Genomic DNA, 12,526 nt, shown 5'->3' with positions numbered 1-12,526 from the left:
ATGAGGTGCGGCGCCGGCGCGACATGGCGTCTGGTACGCAGCATGAAGTGGGATCCGCGATGGCGCTGCGGTCGTGATCGGCAGGCAAGCCGCCTGACAGCTGGGAATGGATGATTGAGCGACGCCGTCAAGGATCTTCGGCATGCAGCCTGGCCGGGACCGCGGCGTCATCCAGCCTGGCTGCGGCTGCTGGCGCAGCGATCCGCGCTGCGGCCGGCCGGCGCTGATGCCGCATCCGGCTCGCGGACGCTGATGGCGCTCGTCATCGCCATCGCGCTTGTCAGCTGCGGCAACGTCAACCCCGCGATCGTCGGGCTGCCGGACGCCGTCGTCGAGCTTGGGCAGAAGTTGGCCGGCGCCGCCTTCTGGATGCTGGCCATCGGCGTGTCCTTCCTGCCAGGCGTCCAGCAGCGGCCGTCGCCGGTCGCGGGCCTTCTCCTGCCGGCCCTGCTCGTCGCCTGGGCGGTGTCCTCCGTGGCCTGGAGCAACCAGCCGGCCAGCAGCGTCGAGAAGGCGGCGGTGCTGGCCTTCACGACATTCGGGACCTGGCGGCTGGCCGCGAGCCTGCACTGCGACGCGCTGTTCCGGCTGTTGTTCTGGAGCCTGCTGCTGCTCGTCCTGGCCTCCGTCGCCGCGGCGGTCTTCGTGCCTTCCATCGGCGTTCTCCAGACCTGGCAGCATGCGGGGCAGTGGTCCGGCCTCTTCGTCTCCAAGCAGACGCTCGGCATGGTTTCCGCCTCGCTGGTCTTCCTGAGCCTGCTGCGGCTCTGCTACGCGGTCACGCCCGTTGCCATCCTGGGACTCATCGCCGGCATCGCGGCGGTCATCGGGGCCGGTTCGCGGGGCGGGGCCGCGATGGCGGTGGCGGCGGTCGTCTGCGTGCTGGCGGCCAGGCGGTCGGCCAGGCTGGCGGGCGCGATCTCCTACCTGCCGGCCGTCACCCTCGGCCTCGCCAGCGCCGGCATCGCCATCCTTGTCGGCATGGACCTGCCCTATTTCCCGTTCTTCGGGGCCGAGATCGACCTGACCGACCGGACCGTGATCTGGCACTACGCCCTCAGCGGCTGGACGGAGCGGCCACTCCTCGGCTTCGGCATCCAGGGCTTCTGGACCGATCCCCTGCGCTACGAGCTGTTCGAGCGGACCCATGGCTGGGTGCTCGACAATTTCCATAGCGGCTATGTGGCGCTTCTCGTCGAGCAGGGCCTGCTCGGCTACCTGCTCTTCGCCGGCTTTGTCCTTATGCTCTGTCGGCGGCTGCGCCTGGCGATCCTCGGCGCGGCCCGGCTGGATCCCGGCGCGCGCTTCGGTATCGAGGCGACCTTCGGCTATGTCATCCTGTCCTTCACGATCAATCTGACGGAGACCTTCTTCTTTCGCGCCACGGATTTTGCGCAGGTCACCGTCGCTCTCGCCGCGATCACGCTGTTCGCGGCGCCGGCGCCGAGGGCGTAGGCCAGGCCGCACAGGGATGACGGCAGAGGCAGGAGGCGGGGCGCCTCCGCCCGGGATCGTCGCGGCTTCAGGCTTCCAGGACCGGCAGCGCGATCGCGCATCCTGCCGCCCGCGTCACCTGGGACGGCGGGCCGTCACCATCATGGATTTCGCAATTACGGGCATTCGGCCGATCATATGAAACTCGATCTCCGTGAATCCTGCCTCCGCCAGCAAGCGGCGCAGGGTCGGGACGGAGAAGAATTTGATGTGGCCGTTGTCTTCTAGGACATCGAAATGGCGGTCGAGCTGGCCGCTGAGGGCGAGCAGCAGGTTCTTCAGATATCCGTGGAAGGGCGTGCTGAGGCAGAGGACGCCGCCCGGCTGCACCAGATCGAAGGCGGTCTTCAGCAACTTCCGCGGGTAGTACACATGCTCGATTACCTCGAGGCAGGTTACGAGCGGGAAGGTGCCGAATTCCGCGACGAGGTCGTCATAGCCCGACCGGTTGAGGAGCGTGACCTTTGGATACCGCGCCTGGCCGAGCGCCACCCCGCGCTCCGAGGGGTCCACGCCCGTCACCTTGTAGCCCCGCTCGGCAATCGCGGCGGAGACGCTGCCATTGCCGCAGCCGAGATCGAAGACCCGGCGTTCCAGGCCCGTCCCGGCCGCGGCGTCGAGCAGCTTGATCGCCGCCGGAAGAAGATACCGGTGCGACGAGTTGAGCAACGGATCCTCGTATTTGTAATCCGCGCTCTGCACGACGTCCAACATGAGGGGAAATCCTTGATTCGGGGCGATCGGGGATCGGCACCGGCGCGTCCGGCCGGCGTAGGCGGCAGGTGCGTCAGTCGCTGCGGGTGAGGCCGTCCTCGGCCGCCTTCCCCGGCAGCATGGCGCTGCGCCAGGGACGCTGCGGCGCCGGCTGGGAGATGACCTGCAGGATGTCGCCCGGGAGGAGCGGCGTCGCCTCGCTGGCCAGCATCGGCGCCTGCTTCTGCCGGATGACCAGATAGGTTGGCGCCCGCTGCTGCGCGGCCAGGGTCGCGCCGAGCATCTGGGCGGTGCTCTCCGCCTCGTCCCGCAGCTGCTCGGCCATCTGGCCCCGCTTGGTCGCATCCTCGATCTGGCTGCGCAGCGCCTCCGCCTCGCGGAGTAGCTGCAGGCGGCGGTCGGTGCGGAGCTGGCGCACCGCCTGCTCGGCTCGCACGATGCTTTGCCCGGCGCGCAGGATCTCCGTGAAGAGCGCCCGGCGCCTGGCCTCCACCTCGGCGGCGGCGGCGGCGATGGAGAACTCGCGGGCGGTGGTGGTGAGCCCGCGCGCCTTCAGCGAGCGGATCTCGTCGGCCTCGCGCTCGACGACGGACAGCCGCTGCTCCTGCGCCTTGAGCTGGTCCCGCAGCGAGGCCTCCTCATCCTGAGCGAGCTTGCGCAGCTCCTGCTGCTCCCGGATCAGGGCCTCGAGCGCATCCCGGCGCGCCAGCAGGGCCGTCTGCTCCTGGTGCAGCAACCGTCCCGGCACCGGATCATCGGCGCGGCCGGCCAGGGCCTGCGGCATCTCGACGATGCGGCGATCTTCCAGCTCTGCCTGCACCCTGGCCTGCCGCACCAGCAGCTCGTCGAGCCGCGCATGCTGCAGCTCGGCCTCGCCGCGCGCGGCGACGGCATCCCGGTCGAGCCGAAGATGGGCGGTGTTGGGCGCGCGGAAGATCCCGCCGGCGACCGCGACCGCCTGCAGCGCCGTCATCCCCGGACGGAAGGGATACTCGCCGGGCCGCTCAACGAAGCCGAGGATGTAGAAGGGGCGGTACTGGACGATCTCGATGGCCGTGACCGGCGGCTTGATCAGCCCGGCGCGCTCCTGCATGCGATCGGAAATCGCCGCGCTCAGCTCGGCGATGCTCCGCCCGGCCGCCGGCATCGAGCCGAGCATGGGCACGGAGAGGATGCCGGCGGAATCCACCGTGAACTCGCCGGTCAGCCGCGTGCGGATCTCGCCGCCGGCGCTCGACCACTCGGAGACGGCGATGCGCAGCCGGTCCATCGGCCCGAGCTGATAGGCGGGCGCGTCCTCGGCCGTGGCCGGCCGCGCGGCGGTCAGGCCGAGAAGGGTGGCGAGCAGCATCGCCCGCCCGTATCCGCCAGGACGTGACCGTGGCCCTGCGGGCCGATGACCGATCCGATCCTTGCCGCAACGCGCCATCGAGAGTCCTTCCAGCGACGCCAGATCCGGCGACCCGGCCGCACCGCCGGAGCGACCTGCCTGCTGGCACCGGAGATGTCGCAAACTTGGCGTATCGGCGCGAGCCCGGTTTCGATGCAATTACGTCAATGTTACGCTATGCAAGAGAGACGCATCATCCGGGATTGCCTAGGATGCGCCGACCTTGCAGGCGGCCTTCATTCCCCTGTCTGCCAGCCAGTTCACGCCGATCGGGGCCAGTCACGCCGGTTCATCCGGCAGGCCCCGCGCAGTCCGGAGCAGATCACGGATGGCCGATGCGCAACGCAGGATCGCGGAGCTTCTCGCGCGCTGCGATCTCGAGGAGGCGCAGCATCGCCTGGGCGAGCTGGTCTTCGATGCGGCGAGGCAGGCGATGCCGCGCAACCTGCCCGAGCTGGCGCAGCTCGCCGGCCTCCGGAAGGTGCCGGAGATGTTTCCCGGCGCCACGCCGACGGCCCGCATCCAGGCCGCGATCGACACGCTCTCGCTCGCCGGCGGCGGCACGCTGGTCCTGGACGGCCGGATCCTCGAGGTCACGGACACCATCCAGCTTCGCGCCGGGGTCACCATCGACGGCGGATGGGGCGGCTTCCGCGCCGCGCCGGGCTTCCGCGGGGAAAGCGTGGTGGCGATGCGGAGGCGGCGGATCGACTACGACGCCGCCGGCTATGCGCGCGCCACGAACCTCCTCAATCTCGTCATCGACTGCAATCGCCAGAGCGGCGTGGGCGGCCTCTGTCACGGCAATGCTCAGAAGGACCGGGTCGATGGCCTGCGGATCCGCAATTGCCTGGCGGATGGCTGGGTGGTGGACGGCGGCTACGAGTTGTTCGGCCAGAATTTCGAGGTGATCGCCGCCAGCCGTCGCGATGGCGGCGTGGCGCCGGCGCCCGGGCGGCGCGGCCTCGTCGTCGCGGCCTCCGATTGCCATTTCGCCGATGGCGTGCTGCAGCATTTTCCGATCGGCCTCCATGCGCCGGGCGCGCACAACCACTTCGCCCGGCTGCATGCCTGGTCCACCTACTACGCCGCCGACCCGCCGCTGCTGATCGGCTTCCTCGACGAGGGCGAGGGCAACACCTTCATGGCCTGCAGCGCCGACAGCCCGCGGCTCGCGGACAATGCGGCGCCGCCGGGCCGGGAGAATGGCGGCTACGGCTTCCGCAGCGGCGGCAACGCCATCAACCAGCGGCTCATCGCCTGCACGGTGCAGCTCTCGCAATATGGCGATGCCGCCAGCCTGCCGCCGCCGCGGACCATCATCCCCGTTCATTGCGGCCAGGTGCGTGCGACGATCCTCGGCCTCGAGGTGCGGGATTACGGCAGCGCCGGCTTCGGGCCCTTCGTAACCACGCCGAGCCCGGCGGTGATGCGGGAGACGACGATCCTCGGCGGCAATGTGCATGAGGGCCTGCCGACCAACCTGCAGCTGCCCTGGTCGGAACCCGGCCGCTTCCTGCCGCGGCTCTGCATCGCCGGCAGCGATGCCGGCATCGTCCAGGCGCGGCAATTCGGCGCCGTGACGCGCATCGGCGGCCTGGCGGTGTTCGAGCTGAGTCTCTGCCTCGGCGGGCTTCGGGCCGGGCGGGGCGCCGTGACCATCCAGGGCCTGCCCGATGCCGCGGCCGCCCCCGACGAGGGGCATCGCATCGGCTTCCAGCCCGTCCTCAGCCACTGGAAGGGCGGCGAGCCGGTGGTCGCGGTGCTGCATGGCGGCGGCAGAGAGCTGCATCTCCTGCGGCAATCCACCGGCGCGCCGGTGACCGGTGCCGATCTCACCGAGACGACGGCGATCAGCGTCGCCGGCCAGTACTTCACCGACATGCCCGGAGACGCATGACCCCATGGCCTCGCAGCGCCTTCTGCCTCGCATCGAGCTGCCACGAACGGAACCGTCCGGGGCGGTTGCGGCGCTGCTGGCCGCGCAGGCGCCGCCCTCCGAATTGCGGGCCGTGCTGCGCTTCCTGCGGCTCCGATGGGCCTTCATCCTGGGCTGTGGCGCGGCGATGATGCTGGCGGGGCTCGTCGCCGCCCTGCTGCTGCCGGCGCGCTACAGCGCCACCACCTCCCTCGTGGTCGACAACCGGCGGCCCAGGCCGGCGGCGGAGCTGAGCAGCCCGAATGACGATCTCGGCTATGTCGACACGCAGATCCTGACCATCCAGTCGGATCTCATCCTCGGCGCCGTCGTGCGCGAATTGCACCTGGCCGACGATCCGAATTACGGGCAGGTGCGGCGGCCGCTCCTCGGCCGGTTGCGGATGATCCTGTCCGCATCGTCCGATGCCGGCCCCGAGGAAGCCCGGCTGCGCGAGCAGGCGGCGCTCGAGCGGCTCCGCACCACCTCGCGGGTGCGGCGCCAGGGCAACTCCTTCGTGGTGGATATCGGCGTCACCAGCCGCGATGCGGGCCTGTCCGCGCGCCTCGCCAATGCCATCGCGGCCGCCTTCGTCGAGGATCAGCGCCGGCTCGGCATGCTGGTCACCGATCGCGCCCATCCCGCCTCGACGACCCGCATCATCTCGCCGGCCCTCCCGCCGCTCGAGCGGGCCGGGCCGGGCACGGCGGTGATCCTGCTCGGCGCCGGGCTGCTGGGCCTGGCCGGGGGTGCCGGCATCGCCGCGATGCGGGGGGCGCTCGACCGGCGGCTGCGCAGCGCGCGGGAGGTCGAAGCCGCGGTCGGCCTGCCCTGCCTCGGCTTGGTGCCCGTCCTGCAGCCGGGGCCGGCGGGCAGCGCGCTGCGCCATGTCGAGGAGCAGCCGGAGGCCGAAGCCACCGAGCGGCTGCGCTTGGTGCGGTCCGGCATCGAGGAATGGCGGCGCGGCGGGGAGAGGCTGGTGATCGGCTTCGCCGGCGCGGGTGAGGGAGCGGGCTGCACGGTGCTGGCGGCGAACCTGGCCATCCTGCTCGCCGGCGCGGGCTACCGGACGCTGCTGGTCGATGCGGATCGCGTCGAGGCCGGGCTCAGCCGCGCGCTGGCCCCGGCTGCGGCCGCATCGCCGGGGCAGGGCGAGGGCGGCGCGCCGAAGCCGGTCCCGCTTCGCGCCGACGCGGCGAGCGGGCCGGATCTGCTGCCGCTCGACCTGGCGCGCGGGCCCGACGCGCCGCGGCCGCCGAACTGGCTCGCCGGCCTCGTCGAAGCCGTGGGATCGGGTTATGATTTCGTGCTGGTTGACCTGCCGTCGCCAGGGCGGTCGGGCGATTTCCGCGCCCTGACCGGCTCGTTCGATGCGCTGGTGCTGGTCGGGCCATGGGGCAAGGCCGAGCCGGAGGACTTCCTGGAGATCCTGCGGCTGGTGCGGGAGCCGGAAACCAAGGAGCTCGCCGTCATTCTGAACAAGGCGCCGCCCCGCCGCACGGGGCGTCGCGCCTGAGGGCAGCGGGCTGCCCGGTGCGGGAGGGGGACGACCGATGTCCGAGGCGCCGCAGGCCGGGCTCAGGCGCAGCACGGTCGTATTCGATCTGGGCGGCGTGCTGATCGACTGGGATCCGCGCCACCTCTACCGGAAGCTCTTCCCCGGCGACGAGGCGGGCATGGAGCGCTTCCTGGCGGAGATCTGCACCGGCGCCTGGAATCTCGAGCAGGATGGCGGACGAAGCTGGGCGGAAGGCACGGCCCTGCTGCGGGCCCGCCATCCCGAGCAGGCCGCGCTGATCGACGCCTACCATCTCCGCTGGTCCGAGATGCTGGCCGGCCCGATCCAGGGCACGGTCGATATCCTGCGCGACCTGAAGGATGACGGCGTGCCGCTCTTCGCCCTCACCAATTGGTCGCATGAGACCTTCCCGATCGCGCTCGAGCGTTTCGAATTCCTGGCGTGGTTCCAGGGCATCATCGTCTCGGGCCAGGAGAGGGTGGTGAAGCCCGATCCGCGGATCTATCACCTGCTCGTCGAGCGCTACGGGCTGCTGCCCGATGCCATCGCCTATATCGACGACAATCGCCGCAATGCGGAGGCGGCGACGGCGCTCGGCATGCACGGCATCCATTTCACCGGCCCCGACGCGCTGCGGCAGGAGCTCGTGGAGCTTGGCGTGCTGCGGGCGGCTGGCTGACGCCGCGGCTCTCCCCGCATCTGCGCTTGGTGCGACTCGCCGGGATGAGTTGAATCGGTCCCGTCGAAATGACCTCGTTACGCACTAGGCCAGGAGGCTCGGGCATGACCCAGGCGATGGCGACCCTGCATGTCGGCGACGCCGTCGTCCCGCTCGGGCTGTTGTGGTCCCGCGCGGTGCTGGCGCGCTATCTCGATGCCCGCGAGCGCGGCCTGTCGCATCGCCAGGCGCTGGGCGAGGCGGGCGGCCTGCTGGCGGTCTTCGTGCCGAGCCTCAGCCCGCGGGAGGCGGAGGCGCATGCGGAGCGCCTCGTCTGCCATTCCGGGCAGTTGCGGCTGCGGCCGCTCGCCGCGGCATCCTGACGCGGCGTTGATGCGGCCCGGGTCCTGCGACGGGCCCGGCCAGACCATCCCCGCCCGCCGCAACCCTGGCGCCGGCGGCGCGCTTCGGCCGTGACAAGGGCCGCCTGAGCATGGATGACGCGCTGCCGAGATCGCTGGACCGAGACGTCGAGAGCCGTCGCGACGAGACATCGCGAGCGAATGCACAGCCTCCCGCATCCGATCGGGCACCGCCGAAAGAGGGCTCGGCGAAGGAAGAGGGGGGCGAGGACAAACCGGCCTCGCCGCGCCGCCGGCGCCTGATGATCGCGGCCGGGCTTCTCGCGGCAATCCTGGTCCTCGCCGGCGGCGCCTATTGGTGGTGGCAGGCCAGCCACTGGGAATCGACCGACGACGCCTTCCTCGAAGCGCATGTGACGCGCGTGGCGCCGCAGATCTCGGGTCCCGTGGCCCGGCTGCTGGTGGACGACAACCAGCAGGTCGAGGCCGGCGCGCTGCTGGTACAGATTGACCCGCGCAATTTCGAGGTGGCCCTCGCCAATGCGGAGGCGCGGCGCGGTAGCGCAGCGGCGCAGATCGCCGAGGCCGAGGCGCAGGTGGCGGTGCGCCGGGCGGCGATCGGTCAGGCGCGCGCCAATCAGGTCATCGCCGAGGCCGATCAGGAAAATACCGAAACGACGCTCCGGCGCTTCCGCAGCGTCGATCCGCGCGCCGTCACCCGGCAGCAGACGGATGACGCCGAAGCCTCCGCCCGGAGCGCCCGCGCCCGGGTCGAGGCGGCGAAGCAGGAGGTGAGTGCGGCGGAAGCCCAGGCGGCGGCGGCCGAGGCGCAGCGCCGCGCCGCCGAGGCCGCGCTGCGCGAGGCGGAAGCCGCCCTCGCCAATGCGCAGCTGCAACTCTCCTATACCCGCATCACCGCGCCGGTCGCCGGCCGCATCGCCAATCGCGGCGTTGAGGCTGGCAATTACGTGACGCCGGGACAGGCGCTGCTCTCGATCGTCGAGCGTGACGTCTGGGTAACAGCGAATTTCAAGGAGACGCAGCTGCGGCGCATCCGTCCCGGGCAATCCGTGCAGGTAAGGGTCGATGCCTATCCGCAGCCGGTCCTCAATGCGCGCATCGACAGCATCCAGTCCGGCACCGGCGCCCGCTTCTCGGTGCTGCCGCCGCAGAACGCCACGGGCAACTACGTGAAGGTGACGCAGCGCGTCCCGGTCAAGATCGTGATCGAGGACGACCGGGCGAAGAGCATGCCGCTCTCGCCGGGCCTCTCCGTGGTGCCGCGCGTCAGGATCAGCGACTAGATGGCCGGGCTGGCGCGCTCGGCCGCCGGGGGCCGCTCGCCCTGGCTCATCGCCTCCATCGTCTCGATCGCCACCTTCATGGAGGTGCTCGACACCACCATCGCCAATGTCGCGCTGCGCCACATGGCCGGCGGCGTCGGGGCCAGCCAGGATGAGAGCACCTGGATCCTGACCACCTACCTGGTCACCAATGCCATCGTCCTGCCGGTCTCCGGCTATCTGGCCACGGCGCTCGGCCGCAAGCGCTTCTACATGGGATGCGTGACGCTCTTCACCCTCGCCTCGCTCGGCTGCGCGCTGTCGCCCAACCTCGGGATGCTGCTGGTCTGCCGCGCCATCCAGGGGATCGGTGGCGGCGGCCTGGCGCCGGTCGAGCAATCGATCCTCGCCGACACCTTCCCGCCGGAGAAGCGCGGCCAGGCCTTCGCGCTCTACGGGCTGACGGTGGTCACCGCCCCGGCGATCGGGCCCGCGCTCGGCGGCTGGATCACCGATAATTTCTCCTGGCACTGGATCTTCCTGATCAACCTGCCGGTCGGCGCCCTGTCGCTCCTCCTCGTCTCCATCTTCGTGCAGGAGCCGCCCGCGGTGCAGGAGGATCGGCGGCGCTTCCTGGCGGCGGGCGGCGGCATCGACTGGGTCGGCTTCGGCCTCGCCGCGCTCGCCCTCGGCAGCCTGCAGATCGTGCTGGACCGCGCCGTGATCGATGACGGCTTCTGGTCGCCGCTGGTGACCTGGCTGACCGTCGCCTGCGTGGCGAGCTTCGTGGTCCTGATCCCCTGGGAGCGCCGGCAGGCGCGGCCGGCGGTGGATGTGCGGCTCTTCGGCTACCGCTCCTTCCTCGCGGCCAGCCTGATCATGTTCCTGGTCGCCTTCACGCTCTTCAGCACCACGCAGCTCCTGCCGCAGCTGACGCAGGAGCTGATGGGCTACGACGCCACCACGGCCGGGCTGACGCTCGCCATCGGCGGGATCGGCACCATCTTCGTCATGCCGATCGCCGGGAAGCTGACGACGCTGGTGCAGCCGCGCTGGATGATCCTCGTCGCGCTCCTCTGGTCGGGGGCGGCGCTGCTGCATGCGACGCGGATCGATCTCGGCATGTCCTTCTGGCATGTATCGACCCTGCGCGTGCTGCAGGTGGTGGCGCTGCCCTTCCTTTTCGTGCCCATCACCACGGCAGCCTATGTCGGGCTGCCCCCCGACAAGACCAACGATGCCAGCGCGCTGATCAATCTGATGCGAAATCTCGGCGCCTCGGTCGGCATCTCGGTGATGAATGCTGTGGTGGTGCATGGCGCCCAATTCCACCAGAATCGCCTCGTCGAATCAGCGACCGAGACGAACCCGCTCTGGACCGAGCAGCTTCGGCAGACCGAGCAGGCGCTGCGCGGCGCCGGTCTCGGGGCCTGGGAGGCCTCCCAGGTGGCTCTTGCGCAACTGGCCGCCCAGGTGCAGGCACAGGCGCAGGTGCTCAGCTATATGGACGCGTTCTGGCTGCTCGGCGTGGCGGTGCTGGTGCTCTGGCCGCTGGTCTTCCTGATGCGCGACCTGCCGAAGGGAGCCAAGTCAGGTGGCCATGGATAGCGTAACGCGGCGCGGGGTGTGGACGGCGGGGGAGAGGATGCGCAGGCTGGCGGGCGGGATCGTTCCGGCCGCCGCTCTCCTGCTGGCCGGCTGCAATGTAGGGCCGGATTTCGTCAGCCCCTCGCCGCAGGTTCCGGTCGGATGGACGCCGGCGAGCCTCTCGCCCCCCGCCTATGCCCGCAGCCGTGCGGAGGCGCGCGAGATCGATGCCGCCTGGTGGCAGAGCTTCCACGATCCGACGCTGACCTGGCTCGTCACCTCGGTTGAGCAGGGCAATCCCGATCTCGAGGAGGCCACCTCGCGCATCGCCGAGACGCGCGAGCAGCGCCGCGTCGCCTATGCCGGCTTCTGGCCGACCCTCGACGCCCAGGCCTCCGACACGCGGCTGCGGATCAGCGAGAACAGCCCCTTCGCGGCCATCGCCGGCGGCGCCGCTTCGGCGACCGCGGCGCAGCCCAACGCCGCCGCCGGCCTGCCGCTCTCGACCGGCCCGAAGCCCAGCTTCACCATCTACCAGGCGGGCTTCGACGCGGCCTGGGAGCTCGACCTCTTCGGCCGGACCCGGCGGGGGGTGGAGGCGGCCGAGGCCGATATCCGCTCGGCCGAGCGGCAGCTCGACAATGCGCGGTTGTCGCTGCGCGCGGAGGCGGCGCGGGCCTATCTCGAATTGCGCGGCCTGCAGGCGCGGCAGCAGATCGCGCGGCGAAGCCTCGGACTGCAGCGGGACAACGCGCAACTGACGCGGTCGCGCTACACGGCGGGCTTCGCCACCGAGGTGGACGTCGCCAATGCCGATGCGCTGGTCGCCAGCACGGAATCGACCTTGCCGCAATTCGACACTCAGGTGACGCAGGCGATGAATCGGCTGAGCCGGCTGCTCGGGCAGGAGCCGGGCACGCTGCGCGATCGGCTGTCGACCCCGGAGGCGATCCCGCCCGTGCCGCCCGCGGTCGCCATCGGCCTGCCACTTGAGACCATCCGCCGCCGCCCGGACGTGGCCGCCGCCGAGGCTGCCCTGGCGGCGCAGACGGCGCGCATCGGCGTGGCCACGGCGCAGCTCTATCCGACCCTGCGCATCAACGGTTCGATCGGCCTGCAATCGGGCAACACGGTCAACCTCTTCGAGACGGCGAGTCGCTTCTTCTCCATCGGCCCGGCGCTCATCATCCCGCTCTTCGAGGGCGGGCGGCTGCGGGCGCAGATCCGGCTGGAGGAGGCGCGGCAGCGCACCGCCGCCATCGCCTGGCGCCGCACCGTCCTCGATGCCTTGCACGAGGTGGAGAACGCCCTGGCGGCCTATTACGGCGACCAGGGGCGGCGGGACGGGCTGCGCCGCCAGGTCGTCGCGGCGCGGCGCGCCTCGAACTTGGCCCGCACGCGCTTCACTGCCGGCCTCGGCACCTTCCTCGAGGTGCTCGATGCCGACCGCACGCGCCTGTCGGCCGAGCTGGCGGTAGCCGAGAGCTCCGCCGCGGTCTCGACCGATCTCGTCGCGGTCTACAAGGCGCTCGGCGGCGGCTGGGAGCCGGTGCCGGCGCCACCGGCCGGCGGCGCCTGAGGGAGAACGCCCGAAGGAGAAC

Annotated in this window: 10 protein-coding genes; 8 read left to right on the top strand and 2 right to left on the bottom strand. The window is 71.0% G+C overall.

Features of this window, described 5'->3' with window-relative positions; all coding sequences use genetic code 11:
• The first annotated feature begins 114 nt into the window (after positions 1 to 114).
• Positions 115 to 1,455, top strand: coding sequence for an O-antigen ligase (locus tag HJG45_RS05090; RefSeq protein ID WP_171610998.1), 1,341 nt, complete (start codon positions 115 to 117; stop codon positions 1,453 to 1,455).
• A gap of 114 nt (positions 1,456 to 1,569) precedes the next feature.
• Here the strand turns inward: HJG45_RS05090 and HJG45_RS05085 are convergent, their stop codons facing one another.
• Both HJG45_RS05085 and HJG45_RS05080 read right to left on the bottom strand, forming a co-directional pair.
• On the bottom strand, positions 1,570 to 2,208 hold the full coding sequence (locus tag HJG45_RS05085; protein ID WP_171610997.1) for a methyltransferase domain-containing protein: 639 nt from the start codon (positions 2,206 to 2,208) through the stop codon (positions 1,570 to 1,572).
• A gap of 73 nt (positions 2,209 to 2,281) precedes the next feature.
• The gene (locus tag HJG45_RS05080) at positions 2,282 to 3,559 is read right to left on the bottom strand and encodes a polysaccharide biosynthesis/export family protein (protein ID WP_171610996.1); all 1,278 of its coding nucleotides are present in this window, start codon (positions 3,557 to 3,559) and stop codon (positions 2,282 to 2,284) included.
• Positions 3,560 to 3,926: 367 nt separating this feature from the next.
• On the opposite strand from HJG45_RS05080, the gene HJG45_RS05075 reads away from it, so the two are divergent.
• The 7 genes from HJG45_RS05075 to HJG45_RS05045 all read left to right on the top strand — a co-directional run bounded on the left by HJG45_RS05075 (position 3,927) and on the right by HJG45_RS05045 (position 12,504).
• Positions 3,927 to 5,498 carry a hypothetical protein gene (locus HJG45_RS05075; RefSeq protein WP_171610995.1) on the top strand — a complete coding sequence of 524 codons (1,572 nt, stop codon included), beginning with the start codon at positions 3,927 to 3,929 and terminating at the stop codon, positions 5,496 to 5,498.
• Positions 5,499 to 5,502: 4 nt separating this feature from the next.
• Positions 5,503 to 7,032, top strand: coding sequence for a Wzz/FepE/Etk N-terminal domain-containing protein (locus tag HJG45_RS05070; protein ID WP_171610994.1), 1,530 nt, complete (start codon positions 5,503 to 5,505; stop codon positions 7,030 to 7,032).
• A gap of 37 nt (positions 7,033 to 7,069) precedes the next feature.
• Complete coding sequence (locus HJG45_RS05065; protein WP_171610993.1) at positions 7,070 to 7,714, top strand: HAD family hydrolase; 645 nt, start codon at positions 7,070 to 7,072, stop codon at positions 7,712 to 7,714.
• Between the two features lie 104 nt (positions 7,715 to 7,818).
• Positions 7,819 to 8,076, top strand: coding sequence for a hypothetical protein (locus HJG45_RS05060; protein ID WP_171610992.1), 258 nt, complete (start codon positions 7,819 to 7,821; stop codon positions 8,074 to 8,076).
• Positions 8,077 to 8,357: 281 nt separating this feature from the next.
• A complete protein-coding gene (locus tag HJG45_RS05055) occupies positions 8,358 to 9,359 on the top strand; it encodes an HlyD family secretion protein (RefSeq protein ID WP_171610991.1) in 1,002 nt (333 codons plus the stop codon).
• Positions 9,360 to 10,946: a DHA2 family efflux MFS transporter permease subunit gene (locus HJG45_RS05050; RefSeq protein WP_171610990.1), complete on the top strand. Its 1,587-nt coding sequence runs from the start codon at positions 9,360 to 9,362 to the stop codon at positions 10,944 to 10,946. It abuts the gene before it with no gap.
• Between the two features lie 37 nt (positions 10,947 to 10,983).
• Complete coding sequence (locus tag HJG45_RS05045) at positions 10,984 to 12,504, top strand: efflux transporter outer membrane subunit (protein ID WP_171610989.1); 1,521 nt, start codon at positions 10,984 to 10,986, stop codon at positions 12,502 to 12,504.
• Positions 12,505 to 12,526 lie beyond the last annotated feature (22 nt).

The sequence above is a fragment of the Roseicella sp. DB1501 genome, assembly GCF_013112485.1.
Taxonomy (GTDB): Bacteria; Pseudomonadota; Alphaproteobacteria; order Acetobacterales; family Acetobacteraceae; genus Paracraurococcus.
This window is presented reverse-complemented; position numbering and strand designations above follow the sequence as displayed.